Source organism: Haloferula luteola (assembly GCF_014201715.1).
Lineage (GTDB): Bacteria > Verrucomicrobiota > Verrucomicrobiia > Verrucomicrobiales > Akkermansiaceae > Haloferula > Haloferula luteola.
This window is the reverse complement of sequence record NZ_JACHFD010000015.1, coordinates 23,685-41,166: the sequence shown is the minus strand read 5'-3', so window position 1 is coordinate 41,166 and position 17,482 is coordinate 23,685. Positions and strand designations below refer to the sequence as shown.

Here is a 17,482-nt window from a genome sequence, read left to right as displayed (position 1 = left end):
CGACGGGTCGACGTCAGCGACGGCGGCGAAGCAACGCCACGGGAGCCAGCGCACCGAGGAGGAGGATGCTGGGTTCGGGCACGGCGTTGAGCACGATGTTGTCGACGGCGAGATAGGTGGGGGTGTTGATGCCCCAGGCCCCGACGTCGGTGGAGGTGAAGGTGATGCTGATTTCATCGGCGGCCGCCAGAGAGGAGAGGTCGACTTCCATCCAGTCGGCGACGAGGTAGTCGAGCGAGGGGTCGCTGAAGGTGTAGTTGGCGAGGTCGAAGGTAACGGTGCCAATGCTGGATCCGCTCAGGTAACCGGTGAAAACGACTTGGAAGAGGTCGGGGTCGTCGCCCGAAGTGCCGCCGAATTGTTTGGCGAAGGCATCACCATCTCGCATGGAGAGAGCGGCGTAGGTAGTATTGGTGAGATTCAGCGAGGCAATCTGATAGCCGCTGGGAATGGCGATGGTGCTGTCGTTGTAAGCAATGGCATAAGTGGCACTGCCCGCAGCTCCGGACCCGGCGAAAGCGCTGAATTGGTTGTCGTAACCGGGAGTGGTGATGTCGGTGGTGGTGGAAAATGCCCAGCCGGACCAGGAACCCCAACTGGAGTTGTAGTTGTTGGTGAGGGTGAGAGGGCCGGAGGTGAAGGAACCGGCAAGGGCACTTCCATTTTCGTAGGCTCCTCCGCCAGCGTAGGCGGTGGACGGAGTCAGGTCTTCGAAAGTGACGGTAACGGCGAGGGCAGGCAGGCTGGCCAAGAGGGCAGCTGCGGCGACAATACGTGGAATCATGATTGGAGTTCTCGTTGATGGCCGAGCGAGAACGCGTCGGGAGCCAAGGCCCCGACGACGGCTTCCCGTCACTCCTTGGGTCGCGAAGGAGTGGGTCAATTTCCGTGGCTCGGATTCCACGGAAACGAACGGCGACCTGCGGGACGAAGTTTTCGGACTCCTGGTGCCAAACCTCCTTCCCGCCTTCACCTCCGCTCGAGCAAAGATTGGCAATTTGGGAATTCGTGACCAGTTACCGCAGCGCGTCTGTTCCGGATTTTCACCGGATTCCATGCATCCCGGCGTCAGCGTCGGACCGAGAAAAGCGGAGCATGCTGGGTCCGGCAAGGCACGATCGCTCAATTTTCCGGCATCGATTCGCGGGCATGATTCTCCGAGGTTCGGGAAATTGATTGGCTTTTGCTTGTGATGGGTTGGCCTTTCATGACTTATGTCAGCTCTTCCATCATGAATGAAAATCCATCCTCTGGTCGGTCGAAATCTTGGAGCACCTGGTTGCTAGGCCTGCTTGCCGCCGGGGGATGGATCTACGGTTGGAATCAACATCAAGAGGTGGTGAAGGCGGGAGAGAGGGGCGAGGGTGACGGGGCGGAGAGGTCGAACAAGTGGACTCAGCGCGGTGGAGAGATCCGGGATGCCTCCCCCGCGGCAGCCATGCCGGATGCCGAAACGGCGCGATTGCTTAACCAATTGGTCGAAATTGAGGCGGCGGCAGTGCCAGGGCAGGTGAATGAGAAACTGCTTTCTGCCTGCCGCACGGTGATGAACGATCCCAACTTCCGACGCAGGACCCGGAATTACGGACTGCTCATTGAATTGATGCGCGCGGAGGATGGTCCGGCATTGCACGAAATGTTCTTGGAGATCCATCAATTGGGCCGGACTTTTCACGAGTATGGGGATTTTGCGACGCGGTGGGGGGAGATCGATCCTCAGGGAGCCTTGGCGTATTTATCGAATCAAGATCCTCCTCGATTGCCTCCCCAGGACCTGCAGTCGGTGGCTCGAGGGTGGGGAACGGTCGATCCGGAAGGCGCGATGCAGTGGTTCGACGAACATCCAGAGTTGGCCTCATTGGGGGGGCGCACCGCTGTCATCGAAGGTTGGATCCGGCAGGATCCGGTGGCAGCACGAGAATGGTTGTCGAACTCTTCCTTGGGCCTTACTGGAAACGAACTCTTCCAAGGCACGAGGGCGGCTTTTTTGGAGCAAATCGAGGGTCCGAATGTCGATGTGCAGAATGCGGTCGAGTGGATTGCCGGGTTGCCAGACGAGGACGATTCGATGGCAGCGTTTGCCTGGAGATCCAGCCAGTGGCCGTTGACGGAATTGCCCTACGAAACGGCGGCAGGGGTTTGGTCTCAGGTGGCAGGCGAACGGTGGATCCAGTTCGATGATTTCACGAAATTCTGCGACGTTGCGGGCGCGTCGCGGACGGCGACGACGGGGCAAGCCGGGTTCTTGGAAGTGCTGGGCACGCACTGGTCCTCCGACGGAATCCGCGATCGATTCGAGGAATGGAGTGCCCAAGACCCGGCGGCGACATCGGCATGGTTGGCGACGGCACCCGATTCCGAGGTGACCCGATCTGCCATCGCCGGGATGGTTCGATATTTGGAATCCGCCGATCCAGAGGCGGCCGCTTTATGGCAGGCACGTCTCGATGGCCGATGAGCCATGGGCATCAACCATAGTAGGCTTTGGCGAGTCCTTGCCAGGTCGCCAGTTGATCGGGGTTGGGGCAGGAAATCGCCAGGATGCGCTGACCGAGGGGGTCATAGGCGTGAAGGACCGTCCGCCGTTCTCCATCGACGGCTTGAGGGAAAATCCAGAGAGCATGAAGGAGCAGGGGATCGACCCGGAAAAGAGAGGGAGGAAGAAGGGAGCGGGCGATGATGCCATCGCAGGTATCGATCTGATCCGGGCGCAAAAACTGAGAAACGGAAAGGGAAGGTGAAGCGGTTTCGATGAGAATTTCGAGCTTATTCAGAGCGACTTCGGCGAGGATGCTGCACAAGGGATGGAGGTCGGGGAAGGCCCGTCGTTCGACTGCTGCTGATTGGCAACAGGGGCACATCTCAAGCGGGGCTTGCTGGGACTTTCGCCATCGGGCGAGTTCTGTGGGCTCAAGTTCATGGATGCCGAAGTTTCCGATCAATTGATGGAAGGTTCCGCTGGTGGATGATCGAGAAAACGGGGCGAGGCCGACCCGTTCGTGGCCCTGATCGATGTCGATTTCGATGATGCCAACGTGTTCGGGTAGCGAAGGGAGCGGACAGGCGTGGGCGGCGACCACGGAATCGCGCCGGATTTTCCATCCCAAGGAGGGGAACCAGGCGTGCTCCGAATCGACAAAGACCGTATCAGAGGGATCGGCGGATTGGATGAGTTCGAGACTGCGAGTGCGGGTTTGCAGGTTCAGGGGGCCCAAGCAAGAGAGGCCGGTCCAGAATTCGGGGGACCGAGGATCGAGTCGCACGGGCTTTTCGAGGGCAGGTGGATTCATGCGGTGAGGGAATGGAGGTGAAGATGTCGGTGGTCCATGGCGGCGCGGACGCGGTGCGGGTGGAGGTGAACGGCGTGGTGACCATGGCGATCGGACAACCGAAGCAGATCGCCATCGAGATCGATGAAGGTGGGGCGCAGAGTGGTTTCTAGGGAGCAAGAGGCGTGTTGGACGTGCAGGGTCACGGTGCGAAATTCGTCGAGGAGCGAGAGGAGATGGAGCATCTCGGCCTGAAAGCGGAGGGATTGGTGGAGTCCCTCATCGAGCCAGGCCCCGGCGCCTTCTGACCAGATTCCGGGGACTTCGACCGGGTGGGCGTGGGTTTCGTCAAGGAGGCGGCGAGTGGACCGCGATTCCCATGGGGTGCTAGGGAAATGCAGGGAGAGGGGCGTTTCTCCGGTACTGGAGCGGAGGACGCAGGTCAGGGTGGCATCTGCCGGGCAGCGCACGAGATGGGGAGTGAGCTGTTCAGGATGGTGAAGGTGGAGCCCACTTTCTGGATCGCGCGTGGCCGTGCCGAGGGCGGAGATCCGAGTGATTTTGGCCACGGTGAGTCCATCGGACCGCAGAATCATCCGGGTGACGCCGGGGAGGTGTCGGCATAACTCGCCCATCGGGAGATCGGTGCGGTAGACCGTGGCGAGGGGTTGGAGCGGTTTGCTGCGCGGGAAGCTTCGCATGGTGCAGCAATGTGCCTGCAATCTGGAGATATTGACGCGCGTTGGATTGCGGGCTTGCGATGGCAGCTTGAGTTTCGCGGCCACAAAAAACCTCTGCCGCCGAAGTCCGCGGCAGAGGTGGATCATTCAGGGAAGTGAGTGCCCGATGAGGAAGGAACTCACGTGCCAGGTTCAAAGTCCCCGCACCAATCTTCTGCCGCCGTCATCGGGAACCGGGATTCGAGGACGACTTCGTCATCAACTTCAAACGCAATCATTTGAGGGGCATGACGGCGGCATTCGCCTTCCCCCTCATCGCTTGAGTTCCAGTGGATGCAATCGGCACAGGCTTTGGTGGAAGTAAGAGTCTTCATGGATCGATCAAGATGATGTTGGACGAACAGAATACTCATAACACTTCCTTGAGCGCGAGGCGACGAAAAGTTGTCATCGTTCAGATACGGCGCCTTCTCAGCCAGGCGAGCATGCCCAAGCCGGAGAGCAGGGCTGCGGCGGGCTCAGGGACCGTAACGGGGAGGAGGCTGTTGGCGGCGTCGCTGCCCTGATCCAAGCGCATGCCGTAGAGGGTGGCATGTTGAACGCCATCGAAGGTGATGCTGAATCCGCTGATGGCCTCGGAGACTCCGGAGAGATCCCATTGCAGCGCGTAGGTGTTGACGTAGACCGGCTCACCGGACATTTCCCCATTCTGGAATGCATCGTAAACCACCGAGAAATCGGCGGCCAATCCTGTCACGGTGCCGGAAGCTGTGGTGTAGCTCAGCACGGGCTCGATGCCGTCCTTGAAATCGTATCCGAAGGCTTCTCCGATCTGGATTTGGAAGACGAGGGTTTGGAGCCCACTGACCGGGCTGCTCTCGGAAATCGCGAAGGAGGCGCCGTCTGCGTTTGGGGTGCTGGAGAACCCGCCAAGGTAGATGGAAGAACTCGCGGGATAGGCATTTCCCGAGACCTTGTCGAATTCAGGTGTGGCATCGCCTGACTGGGGTGAGATGGGTGCCGGCCAGGCGGTGGCGCCAGGGTAGGTGCCGTAGCCACTGAGTGTGGATTGACTGAGTTCGTTCCAAACCGAGCTGGACACTGAGCTCCCGGTGACTGCCGGATCGAGGAAGGGATCGCCTGTGGTGCCAGGTGCGGTGAGGGTCGTGACTGCTTCCGCCCGCGGCCCTGCCAGCAGGCTGATGAAAGAGATGCAGGCGAAGGTCGAAATGACGGCCAGGGGTTTCGGTCGACGAGGCGCAAGGATGATGGGAATCATTGGTTTCATATTCAGGTTCCTCCGGTGGAGGTTGCCTGAGGATTCCCGACTTTGCCGCGGTGCCGCTAACGATGCCTTGCTGCAACACGGCGATGGTTTGCGAAGCTTTCCCTCTCAGACTCCTACCGCGTCTTTATAGCAAAAACGCAGGCGGATGTCAGGGTGGGCATAAGCCCGATCTTCGCGAAGAGTGCCGATGGCACGAAGGCAGAGGTCTTCGAGAGATCCGGTTCCATGAAGCTTGACCGGAAGGCGCTCCAAGTGGGTGCCGGCAGCGGTCACCTCGACCTCCAAGTGCTGTTCCAGCCAATGCCGCAAAGGTTGCAGGACGCCTGGCTGGTCGAGGTCACCCAGCAGATCAAAGAAGCATCGCACGCATTTCCCGGGATGCCCGTGGGAAAGGAGCAGCTCGCGCAGATCCAACAGCAAGTCGGCACCTTCAGCGGTGGTCGGGGTCACCCTCGACAGCAGATTCTGCAGTTCTATGGAGGTCACCCAGGAAATCTGATTTAAATGCGAATGAATCTCAATAAAAACTTTTGCGTGGGTTCGCGGAGTATGGAATGAAGCGGGCGGGATGCGATTGGATCGATGGATGGACCTTGGCGGGGTGTCGTGTTGGCGCCTTGGTGGGAGGTCTGTGCATGCGGGGAGCACGTGGCAAACCCGAGTGTCGGGGGAGGTGTGGTTGTGGTTGAATCACTCGGGTGAAGGAGTGATTTGGGGTGCGGAGGATCGGATGTTTTTGCGGCCGGGGATGTATGCGATCTTTGGGGAGGATTCGGAGGAGAAGTGGCGGTGGACGCGACTTCCGGGCGATCATGTGGCGGAGGTGGTGGTGATTTCTCGGGCATGGATGGCACGCAAGCTTGGCGAGAGCAGTCGGCTGGTGCACCCGCGCTTTGCTGAGTGGTTGCAGGGGGGAGGAAAGATGGCATTTGCGGGCTTGATGAGTGGCCCGGAGAGGGAGCTGTTGGAAGGTCTGCAGGGGATGACGGGCCGCGATCCCGGCGAGAGCTTGCGGGTGGAGGCGCGGGTCTTGGAATGGGCGGCGGTGCGATTGTTTCGCACGGGGCGATCGGATGCGGGTGCGGGATTTTGTCACGCCATCCGCAAGCGCAGTGATCCGGTGGCGAGGGCCTTGGGAGTCCTTGAAGCGAGGCTTTCCGAGCCGATGGATTTGCAGCGTTTGGGAAAAGAATGCGGAGTGTCGCCGACCCATCTCAGCCGGATGGTGAAACAGCGAACCGGTCTGAATTTACGGGAACACCTGAGAAAGATCCGCATTGCGCATGCTTGTGAGTTGCTTTCTGCGAGCGGGTCGACGGTCACGGAGGTGGCTCTCGAGGTGGGCTATCAGAGCCTCAGTCACTTTGCGAAGGCGTTCCGTGAGGAGACGGGCAAGTCGCCAGGGGAATGGGCGAAAATGAGTTAGGGATCGCTTCCTTTTATCATCTGGGGCGGATGTTAGAAAATATCGGTCTCGGTGGAGGATTTTACGCAGCTTTTTACAGACAAATCCCCACGAATGCGGCAATGACATAGGGCAACCTTGGAATATTCATGAGCATGGCCCCCTCCCCGGTTTTGGATCCAACGACGTATCTGCAAGAAATCCGGGAACGGGTGGGAACGATTGTGGTGGGTCAGGATGTGGTGGTGGAGCGGATGCTGATTGCGTTGCTAACCAGTGGTCACTTGCTGTTGGAAGGGATGCCGGGATTGGCGAAAACCTTGTTGGTGAACACGCTGGCACGAGCGATGCATTTGGCGTTTCGGCGGATTCAGTTCACCATCGATTTGCTGCCGTCGGACATTCTGGGATCGGAGATTTTGGATGAACGAAGTGGCCAGTTTCGAACGCATCACGGCCCGGTGTTCACCAATCTTTTGCTGGCGGATGAGATCAATCGCGCCGCGCCCAAGGTGCAGGGCGCGTTGTTGGAGGCGATGCAGGAGCGCCGGGTGACCATCGGCAATCAATCGTATGCGCTGCCCGTTCCATTTCTGGTGATTGCCACCCAGAATCCGATTGAGCAGAGCGGAACATTCGAGTTGCCGGAGGCTCAGCTCGACCGGTTCATGCTCTGCCATCGGCTCGGATATCCGACCCCGGAGGATGAAGAGGAGATCCTCCGCCGCAACCTGAAGCTGGGCGTCAAGCGTGACGGAGCTGGCGCGGTAGCGAGGACCGAGTTTGACATGATCCGTGAGGAGGCGATCGGGACGGAGGCCGATTTGGTGGATGCCATGGAGGCGGCCAATGGCATTCATGTCAGCGATGTCTTTTTGAAGCATGTGGTCGACGTCATTGAGCGCACACGCCATCACCCGGATCTGGAATTGGGATGTTCTCCGCGTGCGGGGATTTCGTTGCTGAAGGCGTCACGGGCGCGGGCATTGCTGCATGGTCGTGACTATGTGGTTCCGGAGGATCTCTTCGCCTTGGCAGAGGATGTGATGCTGCATCGGATCCGGCTGACGTATGAGGCGTTGGCTGAGGGGAAGACGGCCGCAGGAGTTCTGCGGGAGATCTTGGAAGCCTCTGTATCCTGATTGGGCATGATGGATGCGACGCTCACTTCTTCAGATCCGCTGGACCATCGCCAGTTTTTGGTGGCGGTGAAACGGCTCGCGGACAGCCTGAGTTACGGGACGGACCGGAGCCCGTTCCTCGGGCAGGGGATCGAGTATGTGCAATCACGGCGTTATGAAGCGGGAGATCCAGTGAAGGCCATCGACTGGAGAGTCACCGCACGGACGGGAAAACATCACGTCAAGCAGTTCGAGACTCCCAAGCAGATGCCGGTTTGGCTGGTGGTCGATACCTCAGCATCGATGGCCCTGGCTTCGACCCCACCCGGGAAATACGGGTTGGCCGTTCAGGTGGCGGGGGGGCTTGCGATGGCCTGTTTGGATCAGATCAACCCCGTGGGTGTGCTAGGAGTGGGCGGCCGCGATCTGGTGGTGCAGCCCAGTCTGTCGCGCGATGTATTGCTGCAGTGGCTGCACGCCTTGCGGCACTACCGATTTGATGAACCGACCACGCTGGGGCAGCGATTGCTGGGTCTGGAACCGTCGTTGACGCAGCGATCGTTACTGATCGTGCTGAGTGATTTCCACGATCCGGATGCATTGGCGGCGATGAAGCTGGTGGGCTCTCGCCATGACTGCCTCTGTCTGATTTTTCGTGATCGGGCAGAGGATCAATTGGAAGGAGCCGGTTGGTTTCGTGGACGGGAGGTGGAGTCGGGACGGGAGGTGCTTTCGCATGGGACGAAGCTGCTCTCGACCACCGCCGATCTGACGACAGCGATGAAACAGGCTTCCTTGGACCATTTTCTGATTCGCCCGGGGGAGCCGTTCCTCGGGTCCCTTCGTCACTTCCTCCGCGCTCGCGGGGGGCTCACCCGCCGCAGCCGATCGTGATCCTTCGCCTTGTCATCGCCATGCTGGCGTTCGGGCTCTCCGCTTGGGCGGAGCTGCCAAGCCAGCGCGTAGGATTGCCCTTGGTTCTTCGAGAAGTGTATCTTCCCGGCGGCGAGGTGAAGCCCCTGCCGCGCAGAGATCGCGAGCAGCCGGTCTCGATTCGGATTTTGGATGTGCGACCGGCGAAAGAGGGTTTCCGCTATGATTTCGAGATTCAGGGATTCGAGCCGGGTGACTACCATCTCGCCGATTTTCTGGAGACGTCTGTGGCGATCGAAGCGATTCCCTTTCGGGTGACCAGCGGGATGCCCCCGGGACTGAAGCCTCCCCATGAAGGTCGGGTCATTGAGATGCCCGAGGTGGGGGGATACCGCACGCGCATGGCTCTCCTCGCGGCTCTATGGTTGGTGGGTTTGGTGGCGATTCTTTTGTGGAAGAGGCGGCGCGCGGGTGAAGTGGTGGAAGCAGCCCAGGTACCGGCAAGCTTGGCAGAGCGGCTTCGCCCGATATTGGACCGGGCGGCCAAGGGAGATGGCTCGGCGGAGGATCGAGCCCAACTGGAGCGACTCATCCTTGCTCATTGGCGGGAGCGCCGCCCTGAGTGGGCCCAGTTGCCTCCGGCCGAATTGCTGCCGGCTTTGCGTCGCGATGCGGAAGCTGCACCCCTTTTGCTGGCCCTGGAGAGGTGGCTGCACGCGCCCACTCAGGAGACCTCAGCGGTGGAGATCGAATCTTTGTTGGCCCCTTATCGCGCATGACTTTCGCCCATCCATGGATGTTGGTGTTGCTCGTTGTGCCGGCGGCGTTGGCGGTGATTCTCTGGAAACGGGGAGGTCGACGGATTCCGCTGCCATTCGATCATCAACCATTCCGGAGGGTTCGCTGGATGGGCTTTCTGCTGAAGTCTGCTGACATGTTGCCGGCCATCTTGCTGTCGCTGGTCGTGGTGATCCTCGCAGGTCCTCGGAGGTTCGAGCAGCCGCGATCGGAACGGGAAATGACCAACATTCTTTTCTGTCTCGACGTGTCGGGTTCGATGACGGCGACGTTTGGCTCGGGGACTCGCTACGATGCCGCGATGGAGGCGGTGAACGATTTCATTTCGTTCCGCAAAGGAGATGCCTTTGGGCTGACGGTATTCGGCAGTGCGGTGTTGAATTGGGTACCCCTCACCACGGATGTTTCGGCATTTCGGTGTGCTCCTCCGTTTCTCAATCCCAGTACCCTGCCGCCCTGGTTTGGAGGAACGAGCATCGGCATGGCACTGCGCTCGGCGGAAAAAACCCTCCTCGCCGGCGAGTCCGGTGACCGGATGATCGTGTTGTTCACGGATGGCATGAGTTATGACCTGATGAACGGGCAGGACCTCGTGATCGCTCAAAGCCTGAAAGAGAATGGAATCAAGCTTTACGGCATTCACGTCGCTGAAGGAGGGGCACCGGATGAGGTGGGAGTGATTGCTTCGGTGACGGGAGGAGAGGTCTTTTCTGCAGGCGATCCCGCTGCGTTGAAGGCGATTTTTGCGCACATTGATGAGATGGAGAAGGCACCTCTAAAGCGGGTCGTTCCCGATCCCGTGGATTTCTTCCAGCCGTTTGCGCTCGCGGGCTTGGGGATCGGGACCCTTTATCTCGGAACCTTGTTTGGTTGGCGACATACCCCTTGGTGATGGAATGACGATGCCACTCCCCATGCTGCTGACTCTGGCCACTTTGGTGCTCGTCACCGGAGCGGAGGCCTTGCATTTTCGGCGGGTGCGCCAGGTGTCGATGCTGGCTTTTGGCCCTGGCGGGAAGCCGTCGTGGCTGGGGAGGGGTTCGCCGTTGCTGAGGGTGATCGGGATGGCCGCTCTGGTGTGGGGGTTGGCGACTTTGTGGACTTTGCCGCCTGCGGCGCACCGGTCGAATCGCGAAGGGGTGGTGGATCCAAAGGAGCGCCAGCATTTGCTCTTGGTATTGGACGTGTCTCCGAGCATGAGGCTGCAAGATGCGGGCGCGACGGGTAAGGAAAGTCGCATGGCGCGGGCACGGGCCGTGCTGGAATCGGTGATCGCCCGCACCGCCCATGACAAACTCCACACGACGGTGGTGGCGGTATACAATGGAGCCAAACCGGTGGTGGAGGAAACCCGCGATCTGGAAGTGGTCGAAAACCTCATGAATGATTTGCCGATGCATCAGGCGTTTCCTTCCGGGCAAACGCGGATTTTCGACGGCTTGGCGGAAGCGGCTCGGATTGCCGCGAAATGGCCGGCGGGTTCGGCGACTTTGATGTTGATCAGCGATGGCGACACTGTGCCTGCAACAGGGATGCCTAAAATGCCGCCCTCGATCGGCGGTGTCCTGGTTGCCGGTGTGGGTGACCCCTTGAAAGGGAGCTTCATCGACGGACGGAACTCCCGCCAGGACGGCACCACCTTGCGCCAGATCGCGACCCGATTGGGAGGCGAGTATTTCGACGGCAATGCCAAGTTGGTGCCGACGGCCGTGTTGCACCGTTTGGGAACCGTTGCGATGGATGGCGATTCCCGTCTTCCTGGGCGGCGAGAGCTTGCCCTTCTTCTTTCCTGCCTCGGTGCCGGTCTGCTGGCCGGCCTTCCACTGCTGCTGGACTTCTTCGGTTCGGCCTGGGATCCCGGGCCGAACCGGAGAAGACAATCCGGCAACTCCCGACTTCCGTTCTCAGGGAGTCTCCGTCAAACTGTTCCATGATCGAAACCTGCCATGAAGATTCTCATTCTTACCTTATGGTGTCTCTGCCCGTTGGGCCTGCTGGCCTATCACTATGGTCCAGGTCGCGAAGGTCTGCGTCTTGACGCGGCCGATGCGTTGCTGGACCAAGCTCAAGCCTCGACTCAGTCCGGGGATCCGAAAGCGGCAGTGGCTGCATTTGAAGCCAGCCTTGCCAAACTCCCGAAGGACCGTGTTGCCGAGGCGCGGAGGATCCGTCTCGAGCTGGCAAAAGCCCGCATGGAGTCCTCCGAATTGCCCAAAGCCCGCGAAGAGTTGGTGGTGCTTGCGGAAGAAATGGAGAAAGATCCCGATGCCGATCCGCTGGTGCGAGATGAGGCACTCGCGACGCTCGCGACCTCCCGGTACTACATGACCTACCTCATGAAACTTGAGGGGTTGCCCGATACGGACTGGGAACCGGAAATTGAAGCAGCCCGGCAGGAGCGCAAGCTGTTGGTCGAGCGGGCTGAGGCTGCCGGTGATGCCCAAGCGGTGGCACGCCATTCGGACGATTTGGAGTCGGCGATCCGGCTGGCCCGGACCGAGCCGGAAGAGCTCTACGGCAAAGCGATCCCGAAGCCCTGCAATTGCAAGTCGGGCAAGTGCAAGCCGAACAACAAAGTCGGCAAGAAGAAGACCGAAGATGCTCGGGGTGCGAGTGCCGGTCCTCCTGTGGATGGAAGCGGATCCTAATCTCGCTCTGAATTTCATTGTTGGCGTCCCGCCGAGACCCCGGGCGGGAGAGCCACGTCTTTGACTCCCATTTTCCACCTCTGTTTCCTGATCTCTGATGCTATGAATGCCCGATTGGCCACGCTTTCTCTCGCTCTGATCACCATGCCCTTGATGGCCCAAGAAGGGGTGGCGGAGCAGGGGCTGGATTTTAACCAACTGCGCCAGCTCATTGAGCAGAGCCGCAAGAAGCCGAAGGTCACTCCCGAACAACGCCAGATGGCGGTGCTGAACGAGTTGAAGATCGACCGCACTCCGCAGGGAATCTTGGCGGTGAGGTTGGAAGAAGCTCAAGGGAATGAGGCTGCGGAAGAGGGGGAGAAAAGTGGCGCGACTGCAGAGGAGGGTGAAGCGAAGGTGGAACCCGCCGAATCCTCTGAGGACGATCGCGCGCTGGCCGATTTCGGGAACCGGGCGAATGCCTATCGTCGCGACGTCGCGCTCGGGAGGTGGGATCAGGTGAAGGTCTTCCTCGGCGAGTTGCCGGAGTCGATGGCGATGGAGGCCTATCAATCGCTGCTTGAAAAATTATCGTCAGTCTTGCAAGTGCAGCCGGCCCCGGCCCTGGCACTGCAAGGGGCGAAACCGTACCAACAGTCGGCCGTGATGTCTCCGGATGATGTCTTGGGATTGATCGCTGCTGCACCGAAGCCACCCGATAAGGAGGCGATGGCAAAGGTGGTCAAGTTGCTGCCGACTCATCCTCGGCCACCTCAGGCGTTTTTCGACACCTTGGATTCTGGGATTTCTCAATTTGGGGGGAAAGATCTCGCTGATCGGAATCGCGCTGCCGAGTTTCTTCTCGATTCCGGTTTTGTGGTGGAAGCTGGAAAGTTTTTGCCCTCGTTGGAGGCTTCCAGGGAGAAGAACGACTATGCTGCTCTGAATTTGATTGCCCGGTACTGGGTGGAGTGGTTTCGCACCGATCCTTCTGCTGCTGGTAAGGATGCGATGCCCTTGGCTTGGGAAATTTCCACTTCCTTCCTTTCGGATTCAAAAGCTCCCACCGATGCCAAAGCCGAGGCATTGTTTCGAGCTTTGTCGATCATTCCAGAACTCGGAGATGAAACGGGTCGCAAGTGGCTGGAAAGAACCTTTGCCGATGCTCAAGGAGAAGGCGTGGAGCTCCTGGCGTCTTTGGGGAGTCTGACCGCGCAAAGTCAGGAGAATCCTAATGAAGCGGTCCGGCTCGAGCAACTGAAGCTGCAGCATGCCGCTGTGACCACTCTGCTCGCCGGAGAGCAATTCGACGCTTCTGAGTGGTCGGGGATCTTTGCTTTGTTTGCCCAACAGTGGGAGCACGAGGCAGAGGTGACTCAATTGAAAGATCAGAGTAATTCTCGGAGAATGGTTCCGAGATACGATGATTGGGGTAATTTATTCTTTGAACGGCCGGATACGGGCTATCAAGGATCGGGAGCTCGACCGATCCCGGCGGGTCAACTTCTCGATTACCGCCCGGATGAAAGGTGGCTGAAGGCGGTTGATGCTTCCACGCGGGATGCTTGCATGCTGGCAACGGCCCATCTGCTGCTGAAGGTGAAGGAGGAAAATGCGGCCCTTCCTTGGATCAAGTCCATTGCCGCCACCGATCCAAAGCAGGCGAAAGAATTGGTGCGCGAGTTGATCCGCGTCTGGACACAGAACCACAATCCGAACGAGGAACAGGACTACCGTTCGCGCTACATGTATTTCTATGGGTTCAACAACCAGTCGGGTTCGATCCCGCTGACGCGATCGAAGCAGGAAAGGAATTTGGTCGAATTGGCAGGGCTGGTGAAAGGGATTGCGGCCCTCGATCTGGGGGAGAGCTTCTACGCGGAATTGGCGAACGCCTTCATTTCCTGTCACAGTCAGGCGGAGGTGTGGCGGGTGGAAGCCGTCGATTCGGTATTTGGCAACACGGAGACCTTGGACTCGAAGACTTTAGCGGCACTCGTTGGGAAAATGCGCCTGAATCTCGCAGGTCTCTGGCCCAATCCCAAGTTGCAACAGGCCTATCAGACCAAGCGTAAGGATAAGGAGCTGCAAGAGCAAATCCTTGAGGGGTATGTCGCTGCCGAAGCTGTCTTGGAGAAGGCTCTGACTCATGACCCAGAGGGGGCCTGGCGATTGGAGGAACAGCTAGCGGCCTTGCAGTTTGAACACAGCAATTACCGTAGCAGCCTGGGGCCGGAGAACCAGCATGCCGCTGAGAAGCGGGCCGCGCTCGATCACCTCGGTGCTGCCGCTGCGAGCTATGTGAAGACCCTGCCGGTCGAGGACCTGACTCAGGAATCCAGTGAGCCTTTCGAAACTTGGTTCTTTGCCGCCCTCGGTTCACCGACTCTGGAAGCATTGAAAAGCCATCACGTGGCCACGCCGGCTGAGTTTCCAAAGATCAAATCGGCGCTGGATGCTCTTCCTGGTGAGTTGGGCGAGCGGCATCGCAAAGCTTTTGCCACCACGCTCAACAACCGCCTCGCCAACGTCGCGCCGGATCTCAAACTCCGATATCTGGAGGCGGCGTCAGAAATTGCGGGGGGGCATGAGGCCCTGCGCGATGCGGATGAGGTGCTGGCCTACTATCGGGATCTCATCACCGAGATTGAGCTGCGCGCGGAGATTGACGGCTCCGATCGTGTCGGCACGGATGATCCGTTTGGACTTCGGGTGGATCTACGGCACACTCAGGAGATTGAGAGAGAGGCGGGTGGATTTCAGCGGTATCTTCAGAATCAAAACAACTCGCCCTACGCCTGGAACTTCGGTCGCCCGACTGAGGACTATCGAGATAAGTTTGAGAAAGCAGCGCGGGCGGTGTTGGAGGAACACTTTGAGGTCGTCTCGTTGACCTTTCACAGTGAGAAGATCGAGTCACACACGGATGCCGAGTTCGGATGGAGGCGTACGCCTTACGCCTATTTTCTTCTGAAGCCAAAGGGTCCGCAGGTGGACCGGGTCCCGCCGTTGAAGATCGACCTCGATTTCAATGATACGTCGGGGTACGTGGTGCTTCCTATCGCTTCATCTGAGGTTCCGATCGATGCGGGTGAAGCGGAACCCCGACCCTTCCGAGATCTCAAGGTGGTGCAGACCCTGGATGAGCGTAGCCATGCAGAGAAAGGAAGTTTGTATTTGGAAGTGAAGGCAAGCGCTCATGGGTTGGTGCCGGATTTGGAGGGGCTACTCGGAGCGATGGAGGGTTTTGAAAAAGGGGCCATTGAGGATCGCGGTCTACGAGTGGTGGAGCTTGATGCTGCGGAGGAAGATCTGGCGCCCCTGTCGGAACATGAATGGCGGATTGAGTTGAAGCCTCAAGACGGAGTCTTGCCTGCAAGCTTTCACTTTCCTGCGGTGAAGGCGGAGGTGGCGAAGGAGGACGGGCTGTTGCGACAACGCTATGTGGATGTGGATCTCCAGCCGGTGGGCGAGGAGGTGATGTTAGGTGTCTCGGAACGGCAACCGGTCTGGGCCTGGATTGGAGGCGGTCTGCTCGCAGTGGTTGCCTTGGGTGGAACGGCGATGGCCAAACGTCGCAGGCGGCCCGAGGTCGAGGTGGTGGATCAGCTCCCATTGCCGTCGAGGATTCATGCCGTGAGCGTGATTGGATACCTGCGCAGGATCCAAGAGCGGGGCCATCTCTCTGCGACGGCGAAAGCAGAGATTGAAGAGGAGATCACCAGCTTGGAAGCGACCCACTTTGGCCGGGAAGAATCCCCATCTGATCGAGAAGTTCTGGAAGCGATCGCACGTCGATGGCAGCTCGCCTGAGGCGTAGCCAGCCATCAGCCAGCCCAAAGGAACGCCAAGGGAGCCAGCAGTCCGAGAGCGGTGAGGGCGGCTCCCCGCCAGCGAAATCCATAGCGACCGCGGGCCAGGAAAAGGCCGCTCAGAGAAATGGCAATGAGGGCCATCGAGAAGCAGTCCGAATACAGTTTCCACGCGGTCCCGGATCGTCGGTGGAGAGAGTTGAGCTGGTAGAAGAGAGGGCGCCGTCGAATCGCTTCATAGTCGCCGTCTCCTGCTTCGAGGTCGAAGAGCAGGGAACCGGAACGGGTGAAGACTTTGATTTTCCGCGGAGAGGGGAAGTCGTGCGCGCGATAGGGATCGGAGATGCCAGCCTGGACGAGCCAAGCTTGGAGGGTTTCGCGGTCGTAGGCCGCGGGAGCACGATGGATTTCCTGGCGTTCGATGACGAAATTCGGATCCCAATCGTCTCGATGATTCAGAGCGATGCCGGAAAGGGCAAAGATGAGGACCATGCCCGCGAAGAAGTATCCACCATCGCGATGAACCGTGAGCAACCAGTAGCGACTTCCGCGTTTCATGGCTGACCGGATGACCGTTGGGCAGCGTGTTGTAGGCTGGTTTCCACTACCCATTTCGGGATCCGCGCGTCCGGAAGAACAGCATCGTGGCGATAGGCAACTCGGTCCGGCTGTGCGACCGCATCGACAGCTCCGCCAATGATCCGCCCCTGAAAGTTCTCATCAATGGCGACAAGGAGCGGGACGACCAGAGCTCTTTTTTGATGGGTGAGGATCTGTTCGATGGCTTGCTGAGTCGGTTCGGACTGGTAGTGGGCGATGTGGCCGCACCAAGCGAATGAGAACTCGGGGAAGCCGAGTTTCTGGCAGGTGCTTTGTCCGAGCTCGGTGACCAGTTGAGTCCACTCTGCGTTGTAGGGCTCACTTCCGTAGGCGACCAGAACGAGCCCTTCTTGAGTGGGGTCGGAACTCATCGCCGCAGCTCGGCGTGCGATGTTTTCGTGGAGGAGGTCCGGAAAATCGAGAAGTGGGGTGAGGGTTACGGCGGCATTTGCCTGGTAGGTTTCGATGCCCTCGAGCTGCAATCTGGACTGTGTGGAGGGATCCTCGCGCATCCCAGCGATGACAGGAATGTCGTCGAATGAATGGTCGCTCACCGTGAGGAGCACGGGGACGAGGATGACATGGGTGAAGCCTTCGGAGTCGAACTCCTTCAGGCGAGTGGCGATGGAGGGTTCTGTGTATTCCATGAAAGCCGAGCGGACATCGTCGATGTGGGGGCTGGCCAGGAGGTCGGGCTCAGCCTGGCTTTCGATGTCGAGGAGCATCGACCGCCAGCTTTCGGAATGGGAGCCGTGGCTGACGATGAGCACGGCAGTTTTTTCCGTATGGGAGGAGGGAGGGGTGGTTTCGGAGATGGGTTTGCGACAGGCCGAGAGAAAAAGAGTGCCGGCTAGAAGGCCGACGAGCGTGGAAGCTTTCATGTCGGCCCCGTTTTTAGGAGGGCGTGGGGAGGTCGGCTAACGGATGCTTGCGAGAGGTGGATGGTGGATTGCGCATATTTTGCTTTGCGTGCCGACGTCCATGGACAATCAGGCAACGCGGGAGGATC

The 17,482-nt window shown here is 59.3% G+C and carries 17 protein-coding genes and 1 riboswitch; of the genes, 9 read left to right on the top strand and 8 right to left on the bottom strand.

Annotation, left to right across the window (positions count from 1 at the left end; all coding sequences use genetic code 11):
* Positions 1-13: 13 nt before the first annotated feature.
* Complete coding sequence (locus tag HNR46_RS14365) at positions 14-784, bottom strand: DUF4465 domain-containing protein (RefSeq protein WP_184019995.1); 771 nt, start codon at positions 782-784, stop codon at positions 14-16.
* Between the two features lie 148 nt (positions 785-932).
* A riboswitch (cobalamin riboswitch) is annotated at positions 933-1,055 on the bottom strand.
* A gap of 176 nt (positions 1,056-1,231) precedes the next feature.
* Here HNR46_RS14365 and HNR46_RS14360 point away from each other — a divergent pair.
* The gene (locus HNR46_RS14360; RefSeq protein ID WP_184019993.1) at positions 1,232-2,458 is read left to right on the top strand and encodes a hypothetical protein; all 1,227 of its coding nucleotides are present in this window, start codon (positions 1,232-1,234) and stop codon (positions 2,456-2,458) included.
* A gap of 10 nt (positions 2,459-2,468) precedes the next feature.
* Here HNR46_RS14360 and HNR46_RS14355 read toward each other — a convergent pair whose 3' ends face one another.
* The 5 genes from HNR46_RS14355 to HNR46_RS14335 form a co-directional block, all read right to left on the bottom strand.
* Positions 2,469-3,290: a hypothetical protein gene (locus tag HNR46_RS14355; RefSeq protein WP_184019991.1), complete on the bottom strand. Its 822-nt coding sequence runs from the start codon at positions 3,288-3,290 to the stop codon at positions 2,469-2,471.
* A complete protein-coding gene (locus HNR46_RS14350) occupies positions 3,287-3,970 on the bottom strand; it encodes a hypothetical protein (protein WP_184019989.1) in 684 nt (227 codons plus the stop codon). The genes HNR46_RS14355 and HNR46_RS14350 overlap by 4 nt, the downstream gene beginning before the upstream one ends.
* A 158-nt stretch (positions 3,971-4,128) precedes the next feature.
* The gene (locus tag HNR46_RS14345) at positions 4,129-4,323 is read right to left on the bottom strand and encodes a hypothetical protein (RefSeq protein ID WP_184019987.1); all 195 of its coding nucleotides are present in this window, start codon (positions 4,321-4,323) and stop codon (positions 4,129-4,131) included.
* Positions 4,324-4,403: 80 nt separating this feature from the next.
* The gene (locus HNR46_RS14340; RefSeq protein ID WP_184019985.1) at positions 4,404-5,228 is read right to left on the bottom strand and encodes a PEP-CTERM sorting domain-containing protein; all 825 of its coding nucleotides are present in this window, start codon (positions 5,226-5,228) and stop codon (positions 4,404-4,406) included.
* 114 nt (positions 5,229-5,342) lie between these two features.
* A complete protein-coding gene (locus HNR46_RS14335; protein ID WP_184019982.1) occupies positions 5,343-5,723 on the bottom strand; it encodes a hypothetical protein in 381 nt (126 codons plus the stop codon).
* Positions 5,724-5,805: 82 nt separating this feature from the next.
* On the opposite strand from HNR46_RS14335, the gene HNR46_RS14330 reads away from it, so the two are divergent.
* The 8 genes from HNR46_RS14330 (at position 5,806) to HNR46_RS14295 (ending at position 15,874) form a co-directional block, all read left to right on the top strand.
* The gene (locus HNR46_RS14330) at positions 5,806-6,663 is read left to right on the top strand and encodes a helix-turn-helix domain-containing protein (protein ID WP_184019980.1); all 858 of its coding nucleotides are present in this window, start codon (positions 5,806-5,808) and stop codon (positions 6,661-6,663) included.
* Between the two features lie 134 nt (positions 6,664-6,797).
* Positions 6,798-7,784 carry an AAA family ATPase gene (locus HNR46_RS14325; RefSeq protein WP_221285181.1) on the top strand — a complete coding sequence of 329 codons (987 nt, stop codon included), beginning with the start codon at positions 6,798-6,800 and terminating at the stop codon, positions 7,782-7,784.
* Between the two features lie 6 nt (positions 7,785-7,790).
* Complete coding sequence (locus HNR46_RS14320; RefSeq protein ID WP_221285180.1) at positions 7,791-8,657, top strand: DUF58 domain-containing protein; 867 nt, start codon at positions 7,791-7,793, stop codon at positions 8,655-8,657.
* Positions 8,654-9,415 (top strand): hypothetical protein, encoded by a 762-nt coding sequence (locus HNR46_RS14315; RefSeq protein ID WP_184019976.1) that lies wholly within the window; start codon positions 8,654-8,656, stop codon positions 9,413-9,415. Before HNR46_RS14320 ends, HNR46_RS14315 begins: the two co-directional genes overlap by 4 nt.
* A complete protein-coding gene (locus HNR46_RS14310; RefSeq protein WP_184019974.1) occupies positions 9,412-10,326 on the top strand; it encodes a vWA domain-containing protein in 915 nt (304 codons plus the stop codon). Before HNR46_RS14315 ends, HNR46_RS14310 begins: the two co-directional genes overlap by 4 nt.
* Positions 10,327-10,348: 22 nt before the next feature.
* Positions 10,349-11,368, top strand: coding sequence for a vWA domain-containing protein (locus HNR46_RS14305; protein WP_221285179.1), 1,020 nt, complete (start codon positions 10,349-10,351; stop codon positions 11,366-11,368).
* Between the two features lie 12 nt (positions 11,369-11,380).
* A complete protein-coding gene (locus tag HNR46_RS14300; protein WP_184019972.1) occupies positions 11,381-12,082 on the top strand; it encodes a YfgM family protein in 702 nt (233 codons plus the stop codon).
* 102 nt (positions 12,083-12,184) lie between these two features.
* Positions 12,185-15,874: a hypothetical protein gene (locus tag HNR46_RS14295; protein ID WP_184019970.1), complete on the top strand. Its 3,690-nt coding sequence runs from the start codon at positions 12,185-12,187 to the stop codon at positions 15,872-15,874.
* A gap of 14 nt (positions 15,875-15,888) precedes the next feature.
* On the opposite strand, the gene HNR46_RS14290 is transcribed toward HNR46_RS14295, so the two are convergent.
* Together HNR46_RS14290 and HNR46_RS14285 are read right to left on the bottom strand one after the other, a co-directional pair.
* A complete protein-coding gene (locus HNR46_RS14290; RefSeq protein WP_184019968.1) occupies positions 15,889-16,431 on the bottom strand; it encodes a PepSY-associated TM helix domain-containing protein in 543 nt (180 codons plus the stop codon).
* Positions 16,428-17,354, bottom strand: coding sequence for a sirohydrochlorin chelatase (locus HNR46_RS14285; protein ID WP_184019966.1), 927 nt, complete (start codon positions 17,352-17,354; stop codon positions 16,428-16,430). Before HNR46_RS14285 ends, HNR46_RS14290 begins: the two co-directional genes overlap by 4 nt.
* Positions 17,355-17,482 lie beyond the last annotated feature (128 nt).